This is a genomic window from Thioclava indica, from assembly GCF_000714545.1.
Lineage (GTDB): Bacteria > Pseudomonadota > Alphaproteobacteria > Rhodobacterales > Rhodobacteraceae > Thioclava > Thioclava indica.
The window spans coordinates 17,536-37,543 of the sequence record NZ_AUNB01000031.1; the positions used below are offsets into that span (position 1 = coordinate 17,536).

General features: G+C 60.4%; 19 protein-coding genes. 6 read left to right on the forward strand and 13 right to left on the reverse strand.

Annotated elements, in window-relative coordinates; all coding sequences use genetic code 11:
- Window positions 1-110 precede the first annotated feature (110 nt).
- The gene (locus tag DT23_RS11025) at window positions 111-758 is read left to right on the forward strand and encodes a peroxiredoxin (RefSeq protein WP_038131232.1); all 648 of its coding nucleotides are present in this window, start codon (window positions 111-113) and stop codon (window positions 756-758) included.
- 81 nt (window positions 759-839) lie between these two features.
- Here the strand turns inward: DT23_RS11025 and DT23_RS11030 are convergent, their stop codons facing one another.
- The 12 genes from DT23_RS11030 to rbfA form a co-directional block, all read right to left on the reverse strand.
- Window positions 840-1,727 (reverse strand): glycosyltransferase, encoded by an 888-nt coding sequence (locus DT23_RS11030; protein WP_205618235.1) that lies wholly within the window; start codon window positions 1,725-1,727, stop codon window positions 840-842.
- Window positions 1,724-2,602: a glycosyltransferase gene (locus DT23_RS11035; protein WP_240473594.1), complete on the reverse strand. Its 879-nt coding sequence runs from the start codon at window positions 2,600-2,602 to the stop codon at window positions 1,724-1,726. The genes DT23_RS11030 and DT23_RS11035 overlap by 4 nt, the downstream gene beginning before the upstream one ends.
- A 67-nt stretch (window positions 2,603-2,669) precedes the next feature.
- Window positions 2,670-3,689, reverse strand: coding sequence for a Stealth CR1 domain-containing protein (locus DT23_RS11040; protein ID WP_162177225.1), 1,020 nt, complete (start codon window positions 3,687-3,689; stop codon window positions 2,670-2,672).
- On the reverse strand, window positions 3,686-4,756 hold the full coding sequence (locus DT23_RS11045; RefSeq protein WP_162177227.1) for a glycosyltransferase family 8 protein: 1,071 nt from the start codon (window positions 4,754-4,756) through the stop codon (window positions 3,686-3,688). The genes DT23_RS11040 and DT23_RS11045 overlap by 4 nt, the downstream gene beginning before the upstream one ends.
- A gap of 71 nt (window positions 4,757-4,827) precedes the next feature.
- On the reverse strand, window positions 4,828-6,963 hold the full coding sequence (pnp, locus tag DT23_RS11050) for a polyribonucleotide nucleotidyltransferase (protein WP_038131237.1): 2,136 nt from the start codon (window positions 6,961-6,963) through the stop codon (window positions 4,828-4,830).
- Window positions 6,964-7,214: 251 nt separating this feature from the next.
- Window positions 7,215-8,684 carry a sodium/proline symporter PutP gene (gene putP, locus DT23_RS11055; protein WP_038131255.1) on the reverse strand — a complete coding sequence of 490 codons (1,470 nt, stop codon included), beginning with the start codon at window positions 8,682-8,684 and terminating at the stop codon, window positions 7,215-7,217.
- Window positions 8,685-8,956: 272 nt separating this feature from the next.
- Window positions 8,957-9,226, reverse strand: coding sequence for a 30S ribosomal protein S15 (rpsO, locus tag DT23_RS11060; protein WP_038131239.1), 270 nt, complete (start codon window positions 9,224-9,226; stop codon window positions 8,957-8,959).
- Between the two features lie 144 nt (window positions 9,227-9,370).
- Window positions 9,371-10,456 carry a calcium-binding protein gene (locus DT23_RS11065; protein ID WP_051697227.1) on the reverse strand — a complete coding sequence of 362 codons (1,086 nt, stop codon included), beginning with the start codon at window positions 10,454-10,456 and terminating at the stop codon, window positions 9,371-9,373.
- Window positions 10,457-10,566: 110 nt separating this feature from the next.
- Entirely contained in the window at window positions 10,567-11,097 is a 531-nt protein-coding gene (locus tag DT23_RS11070; protein WP_038131241.1) for a DUF1643 domain-containing protein, read from the reverse strand.
- A 95-nt stretch (window positions 11,098-11,192) separates the two neighbouring features.
- Window positions 11,193-12,101 (reverse strand): tRNA pseudouridine(55) synthase TruB, encoded by a 909-nt coding sequence (truB, locus tag DT23_RS11075; protein ID WP_038131242.1) that lies wholly within the window; start codon window positions 12,099-12,101, stop codon window positions 11,193-11,195.
- 51 nt (window positions 12,102-12,152) lie between these two features.
- A complete protein-coding gene (locus tag DT23_RS11080) occupies window positions 12,153-12,908 on the reverse strand; it encodes a phosphodiester glycosidase family protein (RefSeq protein ID WP_156023930.1) in 756 nt (251 codons plus the stop codon).
- Window positions 12,886-13,314 carry a 30S ribosome-binding factor RbfA gene (gene rbfA / locus DT23_RS11085; protein ID WP_038131243.1) on the reverse strand — a complete coding sequence of 143 codons (429 nt, stop codon included), beginning with the start codon at window positions 13,312-13,314 and terminating at the stop codon, window positions 12,886-12,888. Before rbfA ends, DT23_RS11080 begins: the two co-directional genes overlap by 23 nt.
- A gap of 98 nt (window positions 13,315-13,412) precedes the next feature.
- Here rbfA and dapB point away from each other — a divergent pair, with 98 nt between their 5' ends.
- The gene (dapB, locus tag DT23_RS11090; protein WP_038131244.1) at window positions 13,413-14,222 is read left to right on the forward strand and encodes a 4-hydroxy-tetrahydrodipicolinate reductase; all 810 of its coding nucleotides are present in this window, start codon (window positions 13,413-13,415) and stop codon (window positions 14,220-14,222) included.
- Window positions 14,223-14,307: 85 nt separating this feature from the next.
- Here dapB and DT23_RS11095 read toward each other — a convergent pair whose 3' ends face one another.
- Window positions 14,308-14,517, reverse strand: coding sequence for a DUF1674 domain-containing protein (locus DT23_RS11095; RefSeq protein ID WP_081847109.1), 210 nt, complete (start codon window positions 14,515-14,517; stop codon window positions 14,308-14,310).
- Between the two features lie 81 nt (window positions 14,518-14,598).
- Between DT23_RS11095 and DT23_RS11100 the strand changes: the two genes are divergently transcribed.
- From DT23_RS11100 to lspA, 4 genes are all read left to right on the forward strand, one after another.
- Window positions 14,599-15,870, forward strand: a complete 1,272-nt coding sequence (locus DT23_RS11100) for an RsmB/NOP family class I SAM-dependent RNA methyltransferase (protein ID WP_038131245.1) — start codon at window positions 14,599-14,601, stop codon at window positions 15,868-15,870.
- Between the two features lie 84 nt (window positions 15,871-15,954).
- Window positions 15,955-17,676 (forward strand): heparinase II/III family protein, encoded by a 1,722-nt coding sequence (locus DT23_RS11105; protein ID WP_038131246.1) that lies wholly within the window; start codon window positions 15,955-15,957, stop codon window positions 17,674-17,676.
- 66 nt (window positions 17,677-17,742) lie between these two features.
- On the forward strand, window positions 17,743-19,329 hold the full coding sequence (purH, locus tag DT23_RS11110) for a bifunctional phosphoribosylaminoimidazolecarboxamide formyltransferase/IMP cyclohydrolase (protein ID WP_038131259.1): 1,587 nt from the start codon (window positions 17,743-17,745) through the stop codon (window positions 19,327-19,329).
- A 73-nt stretch (window positions 19,330-19,402) separates the two neighbouring features.
- On the forward strand, window positions 19,403-19,882 hold the full coding sequence (gene lspA, locus DT23_RS11115; RefSeq protein ID WP_038131247.1) for a signal peptidase II: 480 nt from the start codon (window positions 19,403-19,405) through the stop codon (window positions 19,880-19,882).
- Window positions 19,883-20,008: the final 126 nt, after the last annotated feature.

A 20,008-nucleotide genomic window follows, 5' to 3' on the forward strand; every position in this document is an offset into this window, starting at 1 on the left:
AAGGTGTCACGCCGCGCAACTTAAAAAGAGGCTCCATGTGTCTGGAAGCGAGCGGTCGAAAGGCCTATATCCGGTCAGACGATGAATTTTCACTGACAGGAGGTTGCCTCATGGGCCTGCGCATCAACGATACTGCTCCCGATTTCACTGCCGACTCGACCGCTGGCGAGATCAAATTTCACGATTGGGTCGGTGACGGCTATGCGATCCTCTTCTCGCACCCGAAAGATTTCACGCCCGTCTGCACCACCGAATTCAGCGCGGTCGCCCAGCTCGCCCCTGAATTCGAAAAGCGCAACACCAAGGTGATGGGCGTCTCCGTCGACTCCGTCGAAGAGCATAAGAAATGGAAAGCCGACATCGAGAAAGTCGCCGGTGCACCCGCGAATTTCCCGATCATCGACGACACCTCGCTGACTGTCTCCAAGCTGTATGACATGCTGCCCGCAGAGGCCTACATGCCCGACGGACGCACGGCAGCAGATTCGGCGTCGGTGCGCACGACCTTTATCGTCGGCCCCGACAAGAAGATCCGCCTGATGATCATCTACCCGATGACCGTCGGTCGCAACTTCGCCGAGATCCTGCGTGCCCTTGACGCGGTGCAAGCCACCGACGGCCAGCCCCTCGCAACCCCCGCCGACTGGGTGCCGGGCCAAGACGTGATCGTGGGCCTGTCGCTTACGACCGAGGAAGCCAAGGCGAAATACGGCGACGTGGACGTAAAACTACCCTACCTGCGCACCGTGAAGGTCTGAGGGGCCAGCGTCTAGCACAACATGATTTGCGAAGGCCCCGGAAAACCGGGGCCTTTTGCGTCACATTGAACTGTTTGGCGATCAATATCCGTAGCGGGTAACGCGATCTTGCGGACCCAGTCGGGGTTCTCCGTCAGAGCCGAGCCACTGATTGACCCCAAGAGGCGAGCGGATCAAACGCTCGCTCCGCGAGCGCTCTTTTACGGCGGCACTGTCGGCACGCATTTCAGGCGTTGCATAGCCACGTTCGTGGTGCAGGTGCAGCGCGACCGTAGAGAAACGGACCCGGCGCACCGTCAGCCCCATATTGTTGAGCCGCAGCCCGAATTCCACATCAAGCCCGCCATACCCCATCAGTTCGTTAAAGCCATTGGCCTGTAATGCCTCGCTGCGCAGACACGATGCCGAATGCCCGTTCCAGGTCGGGCGCGCAGTTGAAAGCCGGTCAAGCAGCCATCCGGAACGCCCTCGTCCCATAACCTTGATCATTCGCGACAGTTTGCCCCCATGGGCCATCAGCCAGCGTGGGGTGAATACGGCTTGGCTTGTGACACTGTGCTCGTCAATCGCCTCCGAGGTGTCACGGCTTTGCTTGAAATAGCTTCCCGCCAGAAAATGACCCCGGCGAGCTTCCCGTATATGCGTGTCGATCCAATCCGCGCGCACAATGCAGTCACCATCAGTCACCACCATCCGTTCGCCCCGCGCCAAAGCCAATGCCTTGTTCAGGATACGGCACTTGCCAAAGCCTTCGTCGGGCTGCCAGACATGGGTGATCGGCACGGGGCTACGCGCAGCCATCCGCGCCACCAACTCTGCCGTTTCAGGCCGTGATCCATCATCTGCGATGATGAGTTCGAAGTCCTGACGTGTCTGCGCGAAAAAGCCCCAAAACACCTTCTCCAGCGCCCAAGGCCAGTTATAGGTCGAAATCAGCACCGACGCGCGGAGTTCGTCCTGCGCCATCATTCAGCCTCCCGCGGCTCGGGAAAGCCGTAATGCGCGATCATCGCCTCGATCTGGCGGTCGTTGAGGTTCTGATCAACATTGATCGAACGCAGGCTCTGCACCTGGCTTTCCGGCCATTCCACATTCTTGCGCCCGTCCGAAATAAGATGCGGCTGGCTGCCCTTCATGCGGTGCATCCAGTACAGCCAGACATCGTCGGCATGCGGGCAAAGCTCGGCAATCAGATCGCGCCGCGCGATGTCCTCGTGAAAGATGCGCGGATCGTAGAGCACCCCCGTCACGCCTGTCGGAAAGATCAGCGGGCCACGTTGATGGGCCTCCACACGGCGACGCCACTCGAGGTAGGGGCGGGGCAGCCCGTCCGCGCCCAACCGGATCTTGTGGGCGCGCTGACAGATAACCGGATCGCCGGTTTTGCGGTAGGTGTTCACCAGTTCCTCTAACCACTGCGGCCAGTAATAGACATCGTCATCGGCGGTCACGATGATCGCATCGGGCCAAGCCTCAAGCGCCGGCAGAAGCTTTTTGTAGGATCGCAGGTTCTCACAAACACGAATTTCGAGACCAGAACGCTCAAGGTCGCGAATGTCTGGCGGCAGAAGTTCCAACTCGTCATGCGCGATCCAAAGCACGGTCGCATCAGGGCGCGTGGTCTGGAACAGCAAGGATTGCAAGGTCGGTTTCAATGTAGCGAAACGCGTCGGATAACTGGTGAGCGATACCACCAGCCGACGGTCAAGCCCATGCGGCGAAGATTGCCATTGCGATCCATTCGCAATCCGCGCCGTTAGTTCGGTCTGTGCCGCGGCAAGTCGGCGACGCTTTTTGAAGCGTCGAAACGTACGCTCAAGGCCGGCAAACATCTTTAGTCGCACGTCAACTGCTCCATTCGCGATATCCGCGGCGGATTTAGCACACCCTACCTGATCGCACTAGCCGCCATCAGACCTGCTGATCAGGCCAGTCGATGCCTTCGGGCAGATAGCCCTTTAGCTTTTCCGCCATCGCCGCGCGCAATTGGGTGCGGCGTTCCTCGGGAAATTCGTCGAGGCTCTGGATGCACCCGCTGCGCAAGCGGGTATCCCCCAACAACCGCAACAGCTCATCTTGGCTCATCCTGTCGCTGGGCGTAAGGTAAACCGTCGCGCGATTTTTTTCTTCTTTCGCGCGCCCGTTCATCAACTCGATCTCATTTGACAGCGCATATGGCAAAAACTGCTGCGGCGCACGAAATTTGTAACTTAGCTGGTGGCGCAACGCTTCGGGATGGGCATCGAAATAATCGGCCAATGTGCGCGTGCGCAGCGGATGGGGCACATGCTCCAGCGCAAAATAGCGCGATTTCCCCAACAAATCCGCCGCCAATGCCTGCGCCATTTTGTAGCGCGTCGGCACGATTCCCTTGCCCATCAAGCGATAACGCCATCTGCGGATACGATGTTTCCAGATCGCTTTGGTGGCAGAGCGATATCCGCCTTCCAGCAGTAATGTGCCATCCGGGCCCACGTAATTCGCAAATTCGACCGGACCGTTAAGAAAAAAGTCATCGTTAAAATAAAGGAGATATTCTGCCGCGTCCTCGATATTCCAGAACATCGACTCAAGCGTGCGGCTGTTGAAGGTCGGCAGGTAGCTTTCATAGCCGCGAAACAGATCACGGTGATCAACAAACCGGATCCGGTCGGGTGCGCAAATGTTCTGACGCGCAAATTCGTCCAAGTTCGCTGGCTGCTGGGCATCCCCGAGGACATAGATATGACGAATGAACGGCGCGTATTTCAGGATCGACGCTATGCAGTAATAGATTTCACCCAGATCGCTGAACCGCGTCGGAGCAAGAAAATTCGCGTCGCCGTCGACCAGTCCAGCTTCGCGCATGGCCGCCATCCGTTTGGCATGATGGGCGGGATCACTGCCATCGACCCATGCAATGACCGCGTCCATATGGGGAGAAGCGCTCACACGATATCTCCCTTTGCGCGTAGGCATGGGAAATCCATTACAAGTCGCGGCAACGGTTGTGAAGGGTCGAAGACGACAGAATCGACGAAACGCCCGGTGGTAATTTCCGCAGCGAGGTATTTTGCGATCCGATCTCGCCGTATTCCCCACTCCTTTCGAAGGGACGCCTCGCGGCCGAGGCCGGGGATCCCTTCTTTCAGTCTGCGCCGCGTATGCGTCAGCCAATCTGATCCAGGGAAAGAATTTCGATCCTCGGCGACATCAGTTGGGTCCACCCCAACCTGGCGTAAAATCGTGTGGAAAAACGCTTCGTGTTCTCGCCGTCGCCGGGTCAGGCCCGGGTGATCGGGGAAGAACCAAGGTTTGATCTCGTCGCAGAAATGCACGAAAACCGGATCGAGCTGCGACGCAAATCCAAGCTCAAAAAACGGCGGCTGATAATTCCACCGCGGGCTAAGCTGCGTCCACAATCCGTCATATGCGTAATTCAAAAAATCCTGAGACTTGATCGCCCGCATCTCCCGCGCATCGAAATAGGTCGAAAGAAGCTCGGATAAGCGGGCATCGTCCCATTTCGCCGTATCGATTAGCAATATTCCGGCATTGAAGTAATGCGGTGAGCGCACTCCGATCCGCTCCAACCATTCCGCGCGATCAAGCTTCGTCGCCCGAGGGGCCTTGTGCAAGTTCGCATGATCCGCGACTGCGCCCAACCCATTGGGTAGATCAAAAGACCAAAGCGCCGGATCAGCCTTGCGCGACCAGACATCCGTATCGAGATACAAAACCCGATCATAGCGATCCGCCAACACGCGAGGCGCATAGTTGCGCAGAAATACTGCGCGAGGCCATTTCCTAGAAACCGGAATGTTGTTTGGTAGTTCGGCGGCGAGTGAATTGAGGTGAAACGTAACGCGTGCATTCGCCGGCGGTTGCACGTCTTTTAAAGCGTCATCCTCAACGAAAACGTGCACATCGCAGCCCCATTGGTCGGCTAGAAAATTCGCCTGCGCCTTGGCGATTGGCAGATAGCGAGCGTCGCTCACCAAGTAGATCGCGTGTCTCAACCGGTCGCTCCAATGAAAAGACCGGGCCAGTCAAACCGGCCCGGTCGGTATTGTTCAGCCTGAGTTACGATTTACTCCGACTTGGCTTCCGGCGCAATCTCCTGACCGGTTTCCTGATCGACCATTTTCATGCCAAGGCGCACCTTGCCGCGGTCGTCAAAGCCCAGAAGTTTTACCTTCACTTCCTGACCTTCCTTAAGCAGATCGCTCGGGTGGTTCAGGCGGGTGTTGGCGATTTGGCTGACATGGACCAAACCGTCGCGCTTGCCAAAGAAGTTCACGAAGGCGCCGAAATCGACGAGCTTCACGACCTTGCCGGTGTAGATCTGGCCTTCTTCGGGCTCGGCGACGATCGCGTGGATCATGTCGTAAGCCTTCTGGATGGCCTCGCCATTGGCCGAAGCGATCTTGATGACACCTTCGTCGTTGATATCGACCTTGGCACCCGACACTTCGACGATCTCGCGGATCACCTTGCCGCCCGAACCGATCACTTCACGGATCTTGTCGGTCGGGATCTGCATCGTCTCGATGCGCGGTGCGTGCGCCGAGAATTCCTGACGGCCAGCCGACAGGGCTTTGTTCATCTCGCCAAGGATGTGCATCCGGCCATCTTTCGCCTGCGCAAGCGCCTGCTCCATGATCTCGGGCGTGATGCCCGCAACCTTGATGTCCATCTGCAGCGAGGTGATGCCGTTCTCGGTACCCGCCACTTTGAAGTCCATGTCGCCAAGGTGATCTTCGTCACCCAGGATGTCCGTCAGCACGGCGTATTTGCCATCCTCTTCAAGGATCAGGCCCATCGCCACACCTGCCACCGGCGCTTTCAGCGGAACGCCCGCATCCATCATCGACAGCGAGCCACCGCAGACCGACGCCATCGACGACGAGCCGTTGGATTCGGTGATCTCGGACACCACGCGAATGGTGTAGGGGAAGTCGGTCGCTGCGGGCAGAACCGCTTGCAGCGCGCGCCATGCCAGCTTGCCGTGACCGATTTCACGACGCCCCGGCCCCATCACACGACCCACTTCGCCGACCGAGTAGGGCGGGAAGTTGTAGTGCAGCAGGAAGTTGGAGCGCGAGTTGCCATGCAGCGCGTCGATGATCTGTTCGTCATCGCCGGTGCCCAGCGTGGTCACGACCAGCGCCTGCGTTTCACCACGGGTGAACAGCGACGAACCATGCGTACGCGGCAGGATGCCGACTTCGGACACGATCGGACGCACGGTCGTGTTGTCACGCCCGTCGATACGCGCGCCACCGCTGATGATGTCACCACGCAGGATCGAGCTTTCCAGCTTTTTGATTGCCGAACCAAGGTTGGCATCTGCAAGCTGCTCTTCGCTCATTTTGTCTTTGATCGAGGCGACAGCCGCAGAGATCGCGTTGGTGCGCTCTTGCTTGTCTTTGATCGCAAACGCTGCGCGCATCTCGGTTTCGCCGGCCGCTTTGACAGCTGCATAGAGTTCCGAGTAATCGGGAGCCTGGAAATCGAAGGGCTCTTTTGCCGCCGCTTCGGCCAGATCAATGATCAGGTCCAGCACCGGCTGCATCGCCTCGTGACCGAACTTCACAGCGCCCAGCATTTCGGCTTCCGACAGCTCATAAGCTTCGGATTCGACCATCATCACGGCGTCTTTGGTGCCAGCGACAACCAGATCGAGACGCTGCTCGGGGTTCTCGCGCAGCTTTTGCATGTCGTCGACTTCGGGGTTGAGGATATATTCGCCATCCGCAAAACCCACGCGCGCTGCCGCGATCGGACCCATGAAGGGCACGCCCGAAATGGTCAACGCAGCCGAGGCCGCGATCATCGCCACGATATCGGGTTCATTAACCAGATCGTGCGACAGCACGGTGCACATCACCAGCACTTCATGCTTGAAGCCCGGCACGAACAGCGGACGGCACGGACGATCGATCAGACGCGCGGTCAGCGTCTCTTTCTCTGTCGGGCGTGCCTCGCGCTTGAAGAAGCCGCCGGGCACTTTGCCGGCTGCGTAATATTTCTCTTGGTAATGCACCGTGAGCGGGAAGAAATCCTGACCCGGTTTCGGCGCCTTGGCAAATGTCACGTTGGCCATGACCGAGGTCTCGCCCAAAGTGGCGATAACCGAGCCGTCAGCCTGACGCGCAACTTTGCCGGTTTCCAGCGTGAGCTCTTCTTCGCCCCACTGGATTGATTTTTTAACGATATTGAACATTCAGCGTATCCTGTCTGGGAGCACCCACGGGCCCATCCCGTGTCTCCCGATTTGCATGGCGGCCCCATTGCCGCCGCCCCCTATCCTATTCGCATGTGCCCGGGGGCTTTGGGCGTCACGTCACAGATGGCAGGGCCATACAGGAAAATAAGGGAGTTGGGAAGCACAAGCTTTACGCGCCCTGCGCGTTCCAACCATGAAAAAACGCCCGCCTCGCATGAGACGGACGCTTTCGTGTTTGGTCGTGGCGATCACTCCGCAGGGATTGCGCGGAACTCTCCTGTGTCGCGGGTCGCAAGGCTGACGGCGACGATCGCTATGAGCGCGGCGATGAAACCGGGGATGATCTCATAAACTCCGGCGCCACCCATGAAGGACTTGTTCAACCCCAAAGCGATCCAGATGATCACCGTCAGCGCGCCGACAACGAGACCAGCAACAGCGCCGAGTCCGGTCATCCGCTTCCATGTCAGCGACAGCAGGATCAGAGGACCGAAGGCTGCACCGAAACCGGCCCAGGCGTTAGCCACAAGCCCCAACACTTTGCTGTCAGGATTGCGCGCGATGATGATCGCTGCCACCCCAACCGCCAACACCGCCAGACGCCCGACATTGACCAAGGTGCGGTCCGACGCATCCCGGTTCAGGACCATCTTGTAGAAATCCTCGGTCAGCGACGAAGACGAGACCAGAAGCTGGCTTGACACCGTCGACATGATCGCCGCCAGAAGGGCCGCGTAAAGGAAGCCGGTGATCAACGGATTAAACAGCAAGTTCGACAGGATGATAAAGATCGTCTCGGGATCGGCGACGTTAAGCCCGTTCCGCTCGGCATAGGCGCGCCCGAAAATCCCGACAGAAATCGCGCCGATCAGCGAAATCGCCATCCAGCCCATGCCGATATTGCGCGCTTTGGGCACATCGGCGACCGAGCGCACTGCCATAAAGCGCACGATGATATGGGGCTGGCCGAAATAGCCCAGACCCCAAGCCACAGCCGAGAGCCAGCCCACAAAGCTGAGCCCATGCGTCATCGACAGGTAGTTCGGGTCAATCGTCGTCAGACGGTCCGCCGCTGCCCCAACGCCATCGCCCTGCCCGGTCGTCAGGATCACGATTGGCATAATCACCAGCGCCAACATCATGATGCAGCCCTGCACAAAGTCGGTCAGGCTGACGGCCAGAAATCCGCCAATCACGGTGTAAACCAGCACGATCCCCAGCGTCAGGATCACGCCCGCCATATAGCTGCCACCAAAGGCACTGGCGAATAGCTTGCCGCCGCCAACCAGCCCCGAGGCGGTATAGACCGCGAAAAACACCACGATGATCACGGCCGACACCATGCGCAGCAGCGCGGCTTGGGTGGGAAAACGATTGCCCAAAAACCCCGGAATGGTGAGACTGTTGTCATAGCGCTCGGTCTGCTCGCGCAGGCGCGGGGCGACGACGATCCAGTTCACCAACGCACCAACAAACAGCCCGATCCCGATCCAGCTTTGCGTAAGACCAGACACGAACAGCGCGCCGGGCAAGCCCAGCAGCAGCCAGCCGCTCATATCCGATGCCCCTGCCGACAGCGCGGCAACGGCGGGGGGCAGATTGCGCCCGCCCAGCATATATTCCTCAGAATTCGAGGTCGATTTTCGCCATGCGTAAACGCCGATGCCTATCATCAAAACGAAATACGTGGTCAGGCTGATCCAGACGCCAACTCCCATTTGCTCCTCCATGTCGCATGTTTCATGTGTCCTGTTCGCTTGGGACGGTGACACAAAACCTTTGCAAATCGAAGAAAAATTAGGGGATTTACCCTGTCGAGGGTCCGGTTTGGTTAAATCGTCTTTAATATATTAATATTTAGGTGAAATCGCCACGAAAGTCACAGTTTCAGTTCAATCGACTTCTTGAAATTCCACCGAACGCACAGGCGCAAAAGCAAAACGCCCGCTTGTGAAGGCGGGCGCTTGCGCAGTTCGAAAACCGCTGGTTGTTAGCGGCGCAGGCCGAGACGCTCGATGAGCGACTGGTAGCGGGCCACATCTTTGGCTTTGGTATAATCGAGCAGCTTGCGGCGCTGCGCGACGAGCATCAAAAGACCACGACGCGAGTGGTTGTCTTTTTTATGCTCTTTGAAATGCTCGGTGAGGTTCGAGATACGCTTGGTCAGGATCGCGACCTGCACTTCGGGCGAACCGGTGTCGCCTTCTTTGGTGGCGTATTCCTTGATCAACGCATTTTTGTCTTCAACAGTGATCGACATCGGGATCTCCTTATATCGAGGGTTCGGGCGCAAGCCGGGATGTCGTCCAGCAGGGTCCATAGGTACCGAACCCTTACGGGTCGGATGCGCGCGTATAGGCGCGAATCGGCGCGATGAAAAGTTATATTTCGCGAAACCTGCGCGCTAGAGCCACGCAAATTGCTGCGGCGTCACCAGCAACACGTCCCCGGCGTTCAGGTCGGGCGCATTCAGCACCTCGGACAAACGCACCCCGTTGAGCAAGACCCATGACGCGTCCTCATGCTCGTCAGAGGGTTCCACGGATAGGACAGGGTCAGGCGTGGTCTGCGGATCATAGACGATCGCGATCTGGTCCTCGCTTGGGGTGTAATCGGAAATCGTGGCAGGTGTCGCGGGATCAATCCATGCGCCCAAAGTGAACAGATCGCCGTCCTCACCACCATTGGCCCAATCGCCCGAGCCCATCATTAGCGTGTCAGCGCCGGTTCCGCCATTCAGCAGGTCGGCGTCATCGCCGTTATCGGACCCGGCGTCTGGATTGAGGCCAAGGATCACGTCAGCACCAGCGCCCCCCGACATCTCATCATGGCCCGCATCGCCAGATAACGTGTCAGCGCCGGCATCGCCCTCAAGCGTATCATCGCCATCGCCGCCGCGCAGCAGGTCACCATCCGCCCCGCCTGACAGCGTATCGCCGCCCGCGCCACCCATCAGCGTGTCTGCACCAAAGGCACCGACCAAAGCGTCATCACCATCTTCGGCAACCAGCAAATCATCGCCATCACCGCCATCAAGCGCATCATCGCCCGCGCCACCGGCCAGCATATCATCCCCCGCATCGCCAAACAGGCCATCGCGCCCGCGCCCGCCCAACAAGGTATCGTCGCCCGCGTAGCCCGCGACCTGATCATCGCCACCGCCGCCTTCGATTGTGTCACCCTGCGCGTCCCCCCAGACGATATCATCGCGCTGCGTCGCCGTAGCGGACGCGATGGGATCAGGACGCTCTTCGCCCGCGCTGACCTCGGCGGGGACATCATCGGGGTCGGCCACATCATCTGGCGTGATCAGCGTGTCGGAGGCGGTCGCAACATCAAGCAAGCTCGGCGCGTCACTGTCGCTGACATCATCTTCGACATCCGCAACGTCATCTTCGACGTCAGAAACATCTTCGCCCGGCTTGAAAGCCAGCAAACCCGCGGACGTCCCGGCAACGAGGAGCCCCAACAACCCAGACAAGAACATCATTTCTCACACCTCTGTGAACTTGTGTGATCCATACGCCCTTTTCAGAGATTTCCCTAATGAGAAAAGGTTAAAATACTAACGGTTTGTAAACGCGCGCTCGCGAGATGCGGTCACACGGTGGGCGCGCGCCACGGCTCGGGCTGACGATCATAGCCGATATAAAGCGGGTGTTTCGGCGCGCCCGCTTTGGTCAACCCGAGCTGATGCAGATCACGCCCAGTTGCGCGCAACAGGCGTTCAACCGCTGCGCCACGATCAAGATATGCGCCATGCGCGCCCCAAGCGCAGATAATCTGATCACCCACACCATTCGCCCAATCGACGCTGTCGCGGATCATCTGGTCGTTCTGGGGCCCGACCGGATCGGCTTGCGCGCGCATCACCTTGGGGTCGGTCGCGCGCCACGCGAAGATATTGGTCACGCGGAACGCGCCAAAGCCCAGCGCGCGGGCGCGACGCTCGCAGCGTTCAACTGTCGGGTCGTTCTGCACCTCGGTCGCGGTCGAGGGGTTGAGCATGACAAACAGCGCACGCGGTTTGGTCGCGTCCCAGACACGGGTCAACGCGTAGCGATAGGCCTCGCAATCAGAATAGATCGCAATTGAGGGCGCATCGCCTTTGATATGTTCGCGCGTGATCATGTCGCCTCTTTGTCTTTGGTCGCACCTTAAAACCGAGGGCGCGAAGATGTCACGGGCAGGAGCCTCCGGCGGGAGTATTTAGGGCTAGATGAAATCTAAAGATTAAAGACACGCGAGGGGTGCAACTCTCCCGATTTATAGATACCAACCGCAAGTGGTTTGCCCTCGAAACTGGCCCAAGCCTCATCGCCCCATTCCACTGCATCCGCGCCGGGAATGACCATGCCGGGATTGCCATTTTTCAGGCGCACCGCGCCCTCTGGCGTGGCTTTGAGTTGGGGCAGATCATCAAGACCCAGTTCCAGCGGCAAGAGTTTTGCGTCGAGTTCCGGCGTTTTGGCCAGCGCATCGATCTGATCAAGAGTGATCCCGTCACTGGCCTCAAACGGCCCCGACCATTCGCGGCGCAGCCATTGCACATGGCCCAGACAGCCCAAAGCCTGGCCCAGATCGCGCGCGATCGAGCGCACATAGCCGCCCTTGCCACAGACCATTTCCAACTCGACATGATCCGCATCGGGGCGCGCGATCATCACGAGGCTTTCGACGTAAAGCGGGCGCGCCGCAAGATCCATCTCCTCGCCTGCGCGTGCCAAAGCATAGGCGCGCTCGCCATCCACTTTGACGGCGGAGAATTGCGGCGGCACTTGTTCGATATCACCTTGGAACGCGCCAAGTGCGGCGCGGATCTCGTCATCCGACGGGCGCGTCTGGGACGTTGCAATCACGTCGCCCTCGGCGTCATCCGTTTTAGTCGACACACCAAGACGCACCACGAACCGGTAGCATTTCAGCGCATCGGTGATGAACGGAACGGTCTTGGTGGCCTCGCCCAGCGCCACGGCCAGAACGCCCGTTGCCGCCGGATCAAGCGTGCCCGCATGGCCCGCCTTTTTGGCGTCCAGCGCCCAGCGCACCTTGTTGACCACCGACGTCGAAGTCACGCCCGCAGGCTTGTCCACCACCAGCCAACCCGAAATATCGCGCCCTTTTTTGCGAGCCATGATCGTCCCTTTTCTATGCCGCGCGTCTGCTAGCGCAGGGGGGCGGTGGCGTCAATTGGCAGCGGTTTTCGGGGCGATCAGCGCCACGATTGGCCCCATCGGCAGGCCAAGATCCTCGCGGCCCAGCGCAGGCACCGTCAGGCGAGACACCTTGCCATCCAGATACAGCGCATTTTTCGCCCCCAGATCGTCGCGGAAAAACCGCGCGAATTGGTGGAAAGTCACGGGCTGGTCGGAAATCGCGAACCACGCCGTCTGACCATCCGGCGAGACTCCGACGCCATTGCGAATATTGGTCGAGGTGCCATCGGCGAGAAACTTGGGGTGCAGCGCGCCGTCGATCACCAGCATCGGCCCCGATTGCGTCGCATAGCGGCAACTCGGCGGGTCGGCGGCGAAAATGCGCGATTCAATGACAGACAGCGTCTTACCGATGCAAAACACGCCGTTGGGCAGCAATCCGAAATTGCCCGGCCCTTCTGAAGTCACGATTTTATGCTTTTCAGTGCCACCTTCAACAAACAGTCCCACCGGCTTGCGATCAGGGTGATACATCCCCGCATTCATCGCAAAAACGACCTGCTTATCGGCCGGCAGGATCGCCGCCAAACGCTCGGGTGTGCCGATCAACTGGCCATCGGAATCATTGAGGTAAAGTCGCAAATCATCGCCCGCATGCGCCTTGCATACGGTATAGGTCAGCCCGTCGAAATCCATGTCGGAACATGGCGCCGCCCCGGCCCAAACCGGCGCTCCCATCAGCACCAGCGCCGCCACAACTGCCTTAATCGCGCGCGTCGTCGTCATCGTCTTCATCGCGCGCCGCGATATCGCGCTGGACCGTTTCATCGGCAAACAGGCGGCGCGTGTCATCCATCTGGTCATAGGTCTCATCCAGACGAAACCGCAGATCGGGGACGTATTTCGCCGTCATCTCTTTGCCCAGAAGATGGCGCAGCTCACCCTTATTGCGCGCCAGTGCTGCGATCAACTCGGGGCCACCCTTGCCGCCCAAAGGCGTAACATAGGCCGTCGCGACCTTGAGATCGGGCGAGCAGCGCACCTCTCCCACGGTAACCGAAATCCGGTTGAGATCGGGATCATGCACATCGCCACGCAAAAGCAGATCCGACAGGGTGTGCCGGATCAGCTCGCCCATGCGAAGCTGACGTAGTTTCGGCCCGCGAGCCGCTGAGGAACTGTTCTTAGCCATGGCGCTCACATAATGCCTGCGGGGCGCGCGCGCAACGGGGGCTTTGCATGGGCGCGCGCAAGCGGCTAGATAGCGCCAAAGCGTGAAGGAGATGTCAGATGAGCGACTTGCCGGGTATCGTAGTCACCGGGGCATCCGGGCGGATGGGTCAAATGTTGATCCGCCTTATTCAGGACAGCGACAGCGCACGCCTTGTCGGCGCAATTGAACGCGAGGGCCATGCCTGGATCGGGCGCGATCTGGGCGAGGAGATGGGCGGGGCCGCCAATGGCGTGATCGTGACCGCCGATCCGCTTGAAGCGTTCGCAGGCGCGCAAGCCGTGATCGACTTTACTGCGCCCGAGGCCACGCTCGCCTTTGCCAAGATCGCCGCGCAGGCCCGCCTCACGCATGTGATCGGCACGACCGGCATGAGCGCGGATCATATCGCCGCGCTAGCGCCTTGCGCGCGTCATGCAGTCATCGTGCGCGCTGGCAATATGAGCCTCGGGGTCAATCTGCTGACCCAGCTCACCAAGAAAGTCGCCGCCGCGCTTGATACCGACTGGGACATCGAGGTGATCGAGGCCCATCACAACAAAAAGGTCGATGCGCCCTCGGGAACCGCTCTGATGCTGGGTGAGGCCGCCGCGCAAGGCCGTGGCATCACGCTCGCCGATAATCGCGAATCGGGGCGCGACGGAATCACCGGCGCGCGGGCGAAAGGAGCTATCGGCTTTTCGGCGATTCGCGGCGGCGATATCGTGGGCGAACATGACGTGCTGTTCGCAGGCCAAGGCGAGCGCATCGTGCTGCGCCATGTCGCCACCGACCGCGCGATCTTTGCCCGCGGCGCGCTCAAAGCCGCGCTGTGGGGACAAGACAAGGCACCCGGCGAATACGACATGCTCGACGTCTTGGGGCTATAACCGCCCGCAATCTTCCAAGTGTTAAAAATATCCTGCGGGGGTCCGGGGGTGCAAAACCCCCGGCGCGTTCCACATCCCGCATCGCTCAAAAATCGATCGCGAGACCCTTTTTCTCCCAATCGCCATAGCGCACAGGCTCTGGCCCATCGCGCCCGCCCAATTCCGTCGGCAGCGCTTGACCTTGTGCCGCGCGACGGCGCTCTTCGGCCTCGGCCAAGGCACGCAGCGCAGCAGGTGGCAGGTCGCGTTCGTCTTGCGGAGTGTCATTCGACTGTTCAGAGATCGGGTCGGACATGGGCTTTGTGTTCCTTGTCAGTGGGCGCGCGCATGATATAGGCCGTTGACCCAATCGCAACAAGCTACAAGGCCGCATCCAATGGCACGACCAGATCCCGCGCGTTTCGCCGCCCTCGGCCTGATCATCGGCGTCACCGAGGATCACGAGAGCCTCTCCGAGCAGATCAGCCAAGACGCGCTGGATGGCTTGGAACCGCCCCAGCGTGCGCGCGCCCAGCGTCTTGCCACGACCACGCTGCGTCACTTGGCGCGCGCTGACGGGGTGCTAAAACCGCATCTGCGGCGCAAACCCTCGGCCGATATCATGGCGCTTTTGCGGCTCGCGACGGTTGAGCTTCTTGAAGAAAATCAAGCGCCGCATGGTGTCGTTGATGCCGCCGTGACGCTGGCGAAATCAGCCGGACCAAAGACCAGCAGCTTTTCGGGGCTGGTGAATGCGGTGCTGCGCAAGGTGTCGGTCGAAACCGAGGCTTGGGCGAAACAGCGCGCGCCGGAAATGCCCGGCTGGCTGCGCGGTCGCGTGATGGCCGCCTATGGCAAACGCGCCGCGCAAACCATGGAGGCCGCGCATCTGGCAGGCGCCCCCCTTGATCTAAGCGTAAAGTCGGAGGCGTCGAAATGGGCCGAGACCTTGGGCGCAGAGCTGCTGCCCACCGGCTCGCTGCGCCTGCCCGCGCAAGGCAAGATCACCGATCTTCCCGGCTTTGAAACCGGCGATTGGTGGGTGCAAGATGCCGCCGCCGCGCTGCCTGCGAAATTGCTGGCCCCGACACCGGGCGCGCGAGTGCTTGATCTTTGCGCAGCGCCGGGGGGCAAAACGCTGCAACTCGCCGCAACTGGCGCGCAGGTTACTGCGCTGGATATTTCCGGACCGCGCCTAGAACGGCTGGTCGAAAACCTGGAACGCACCGGACTAGAGGCCGAAATTATCGCCGCCGATGCGCTGAACTGGCAACCAGATGCGCCGTATGATGCGATCCTGCTGGATGCGCCCTGCTCGGCCACTGGCACGATCCGCCGCCACCCCGATCTGCCCTATGTCAAGAATGGCGCGTCCATCAAACCGCTCTTCGCGTTGCAAGCGGACTTGCTGGATCGCGCGCTCGGGTGGCTCAAGCCGGGCGGCAGCTTGGTTTACGCGACCTGCTCGCTGCTACCGGAAGAAGGCGAGGCGCAAATCAAGGCCGCACTGGAGCGTCACGCGGACCTGATCGTCACGCCGCCTGACCTGCCCGGCATTGAACCTGACTGGATCACGCCGGAAGGCGGATTGCGTCTGCGCCCCGATTTTTGGGCCGACCGTGGCGGCATGGACGGCTTTTACATGGCGCGACTGCAACGCTTGGCGTGATCTGTGCGTCAGACCGGTGACAGCGGCGCGAAGCCTCGGTAACGTGACGCTCATCCCCGACAGAAGGGCTTTAGAGCGGCAGGTATGAGCAAAGACAGCTCCCAATCATCGGCAAAACTCGCCACGGCGTTGAACCGTCTGGCTGCTGCGCGGGCCGGGCGGGCACGCCCTGCGACCGGTTTCGTCAGCCAGCCCGAACCGCGTACGATGGGCTCCTTTGCGCGTGGGCGTCAGCTTATTCAGGGAAATTTCCTGTTTTCCGGCTTTCTGGTCGAAGCCCCGAGCGTCAGTATCTGGGATCTGACGATGCCTGATCCGGGCTTTGAAGAGGCGCTTCAGGGCTTTTCATGGCTGGATGATCTGGCCGCCGTGGGCGACCGCGAAGCCCGACTGCGCGCGCAGGATTGGGTCTTTGGCTGGATCGCGCGTTTCGGCACCGGAAAGGGGCCGGGCTGGACGCCTGATTTGACGGGCTGCCGCCTGATCCGCTGGATCAATCACGCGATCTTGATCCTGAACGGACGCTCGAGCGCTGATTCGGACCTGTTTTTCCGCGCGCTCGGCCAACAAACGATTTTCCTGTCGAGCCGCTGGAAGTCAGCCGCCCCCGGCTTGCCCCGTTTTGAGGCGCTGACCGGGCTGATCTATGCGGGCCTTGCGCTGACTGGGATGGAGCATCACGCCGATCCCGCGATCAAGGCGCTCATGCGCGAATGCGAAACCCGCATTGATGCTGCGGGCGCGATTGCCACGCGCAACCCGCAAGAGTTGCTGGAGGTGCTGACGCTGCTGAACTGGGCCTGCGAGGCGCTTGAGGCAGCCGGTCGCACGCCCCCCGGCGACATCCTTGATGCGATTGCGCGGATCGCGCCGACCTTGCGCGCGCTGCGTCACTCCGATGGCGGCTTGGCGCGGTTTCATGGCGGCGGGCGCGGGCTGGAAGGGCGGCTGGATGCGGCGCTATCGGCCACGGGCGTGCGTGGCGTGCGGCGTGAACCGATGGCGATGGGCTTTTCGCGTATGCAAGGCGGGCGCAGTTCGCTGATCATCGACACCGCGCCGCCGCCACAAGGGCTGGCCTCGGCCAACGGGCACGCCTCGACGCTGGCGTTTGAACTGACCTCCGGTCGCCGCCCGTTGATCGTCAATTGCGGTTCGGGGGCGCATTTCGGGCGTGATTGGGCGCGCGCAGGCCGGGCCACGGCCAGCCATTCGACGCTGTCGATCTATGGCTATTCCTCGTCGCGTCTTGGCCCCGAACGGCTGTTTGGCCGCGCCCCGCGAGCGTTCCTTGACAAGGTGCCCCGCAACGTCTGGACACGCCACGATGACAGCTCGGATGGCGGGATGTTGTATGGCCATGACGGCTATGTCGAGACCCACGGCATGACACACATTCGCGAGTTGAACCTTAGCACAGATGGCCGCGAATTGACCGGGCGCGACACGCTTGGCGCAATGACACCCGATGATATCGCCCGCTTTGACCAGATTTTCGAGCGCGAAGGCCTGCGCGGCATTCCCTTCGACATCCGCTTCCACCTGCATCCCGATTGCGATGCCACGTTGGATATGGGCGGTCATGCGGTGTCGGTCGCGCTGCGCTCGGGCGAGATCTGGGTGTTTCGCCATGACGGGGTGGCGGAATTGACGCTCGAACCTTCGGTTTATCTGGAAAAGGGGCGTATCCGGCCCCGCCCGGCGCTGCAAATCGTGCTTTCTGCCCGCGTTCTGGACCGCGCCTGCCAGATCGACTGGACCTTTTCGCAAGCACGCGATAACCCGACCGCGATCGACGCGCCCTGACCTTGGGGCAATTTCCAAGGCCACCTCGGGCGCTTTTTTGACCACCGCCATGCGAGGATGCTGCCCGTGACCCGCCCGATCCCCCTGACCCGTGCCCTTATTTCGGTTTCCGATAAAACCGGCTTGCTTGATTTCGCCAAAGCGCTTGCGGCGCGCGGCGTTGAATTGCTGTCCACTGGCGGCACCGCCAAGACCCTGCGCGAGGCGGGCCTGAGCGTGCGCGATGTGGCCGAAGTGACCGGCTTTCCCGAGATGATGGATGGCCGCGTGAAAACGCTGCATCCGAAGGTGCATGGCGGCTTGCTGGCGCTGCGCGACAATCAAGAACACCTTGCCGCAATGGAGGCGCATCAGATTGAGGCGATCGATCTGCTGGTGGTGAACCTCTACCCGTTTGAAGAAACCGTGGCCAAGGGTGGCGACTACGCCGAGTGCATCGAGAATATCGACATCGGCGGCCCCGCGATGATCCGCGCTGCGGCCAAGAACCACGCCTTTGTGACCACGGTGGTGGATGTTGACGATTACGCGGCGGTTTTGACCGAGATGGACGAGAATGACGGTGCCATCGACTATCCGTTCCGCCAAAAGCTGGCGCAGATCGCCTATGCGCGCACCGCGGCTTATGACGCGGCTGTCTCGACATGGATGGCGGGCGCGATAGGCGAGGAAACCCCGCGTCGGCGCGCTTTTGCGGGCACCTTGGCCCAGACCCTGCGCTATGGCGAAAACCCGCATCAGAAAGCCGCATTCTATCTGGACGGCACTGATCGCCCCGGCGTGGCGACGGCCAAGCAGTTGCAGGGCAAAGAGCTGTCTTACAACAACATCAACGACACCGACGCGGCCTATGAGCTGGTTGCAGAGTTCGGCACCGAAAAACCCGCCGTTGCGATCATCAAACACGCCAACCCCTGCGGTGTGGCAACTGGCGACACCGTGATTGAAGCGTATAAGCGCGCGTTTGATTGCGACCGCACCTCGGCCTTCGGCGGCATCATCGCGCTGAACAAACCGCTTGATGCAGCCACGGCGGAAGAGATCACCAAAATCTTCTCGGAAGTCATCATCGCGCCTTCGGTCGAAGAGGCCGCGAAAGAGGTGATCGCCAAGAAAAAGAACGTGCGCCTGCTAGAAACCGGCGGTTTGCCCGACCCGATGGCGGCGATCACGACGTATCGCCAAGTTGCGGGAGGCTTCCTTGTGCAGGGCAAGGATAACGGCGCGATCACGCTGGACGATCTGAAAGTCGTGACTGAACGCCAGCCGACTGAGCAAGAGCTGCGCGACATGCTATTTGCGTGGAAAGTCGCCAAACACGTCAAATCCAACGCGATCATCTACGTCAAAGACGGCGCGACGGTGGGCGTGGGCGCAGGTCAGATGAGCCGCGTTGATTCGACCCGCATCGCCGCGCGCAAAGCGCAGGATATGATGGAGGCCTGCAGCATGGCCGAGACGCCGACCAAAGGCTCGGTTGTGGCTTCGGATGCGTTCTTCCCCTTCGCGGATGGCCTGATCACGGCAGCCGAGGCAGGCGCGACGGCGATCATTCAGCCCGGCGGTTCGATGCGCGATCAAGAGGTAATCGACGCGGCCAACGAGCGCGGCCTTGCGATGGTCTTCACCGGGATGCGCCATTTCCGCCATTGATTTGCCGGGTTCTGCCCCTAGCTCGGTACTCGAACCGGGCAGAACCCGATCCCAAGCGAAAGCAAAAATCCCGATGCAATTGGCAGGCAAAACCGCGGCGGGCGTGCTGGTTCTTGATCAGCTCTCGAAATTCATCGTGGTGCACCAGATGCAGCTGGATCGCCTCGGCGCGATTGACGTGATTCCGCCGTGGCTCAATTTCCGCATGGCGTGGAACCGGGGCGTGAATTTCGGCCTGTTTTCCGGCGAAGGCGATGTCAGTCGCTGGATTCTGATCGTGATAGCCTTGGTCATCTCGACATGGGTTTGGTTCTGGATCGCGCGCGAGCCTCATTCCAGGCGTGTCCATCTGTCGGCTGGCTTGCTGATTGGCGGGGCACTGGGCAACGTGGTGGACCGCATCGCTTATGGCGCGGTGGCCGATTTCATCAACACCTCGCTGCCCGGCTGGAACAATCCGTTTTCGTTCAACATTGCGGATGTCGCCATTTTTCTAGGCGCGCTGGGGCTGGTGGCCTTTACAGGCAAAGAGAAACATCCGACGAAGGACTAGGCGTTTTTCGCAGGTGACGGCGCTGCAATGTTGCGTTAAGACGGAAACGCAAACGGCAACGGGAGTGGTTCATGCAGGTTCGATTCAGCACGCTCGGCATCGCGATGGTAGCGGTCCTGACGCTTG

Bases quoted from the DNA above. Each gene is read 5' to 3' on its own strand.
- DT23_RS11025 (WP_038131232.1), top strand. From the start codon at position 111: ATGGGCCTGCGCATCAACGATACTGCTCCCGATTTCACTGCCGACTCG.
- DT23_RS11030 (WP_205618235.1), bottom strand. From the start codon at position 1,727: ATGATGGCGCAGGACGAACTCCGCGCGTCGGTGCTGATTTCGACCTAT.
- pnp (WP_038131237.1), bottom strand. From the start codon at position 6,963: ATGTTCAATATCGTTAAAAAATCAATCCAGTGGGGCGAAGAAGAGCTC.
- putP (WP_038131255.1), bottom strand. From the start codon at position 8,684: ATGGGAGTTGGCGTCTGGATCAGCCTGACCACGTATTTCGTTTTGATG.
- rpsO (WP_038131239.1), bottom strand. From the start codon at position 9,226: ATGTCGATCACTGTTGAAGACAAAAATGCGTTGATCAAGGAATACGCC.
- DT23_RS11065 (WP_051697227.1), bottom strand. From the start codon at position 10,456: ATGATGTTCTTGTCTGGGTTGTTGGGGCTCCTCGTTGCCGGGACGTCC.
- DT23_RS11070 (WP_038131241.1), bottom strand. From the start codon at position 11,097: ATGATCACGCGCGAACATATCAAAGGCGATGCGCCCTCAATTGCGATC.
- truB (WP_038131242.1), bottom strand. From the start codon at position 12,101: ATGGCTCGCAAAAAAGGGCGCGATATTTCGGGTTGGCTGGTGGTGGAC.
- DT23_RS11080 (WP_156023930.1), bottom strand. From the start codon at position 12,908: ATGACGACGACGCGCGCGATTAAGGCAGTTGTGGCGGCGCTGGTGCTG.
- rbfA (WP_038131243.1), bottom strand. From the start codon at position 13,314: ATGGCTAAGAACAGTTCCTCAGCGGCTCGCGGGCCGAAACTACGTCAG.
- dapB (WP_038131244.1), top strand. From the start codon at position 13,413: ATGAGCGACTTGCCGGGTATCGTAGTCACCGGGGCATCCGGGCGGATG.
- DT23_RS11095 (WP_081847109.1), bottom strand. From the start codon at position 14,517: ATGTCCGACCCGATCTCTGAACAGTCGAATGACACTCCGCAAGACGAA.
- DT23_RS11100 (WP_038131245.1), top strand. From the start codon at position 14,599: ATGGCACGACCAGATCCCGCGCGTTTCGCCGCCCTCGGCCTGATCATC.
- DT23_RS11105 (WP_038131246.1), top strand. From the start codon at position 15,955: ATGAGCAAAGACAGCTCCCAATCATCGGCAAAACTCGCCACGGCGTTG.
- lspA (WP_038131247.1), top strand. From the start codon at position 19,403: ATGCAATTGGCAGGCAAAACCGCGGCGGGCGTGCTGGTTCTTGATCAG.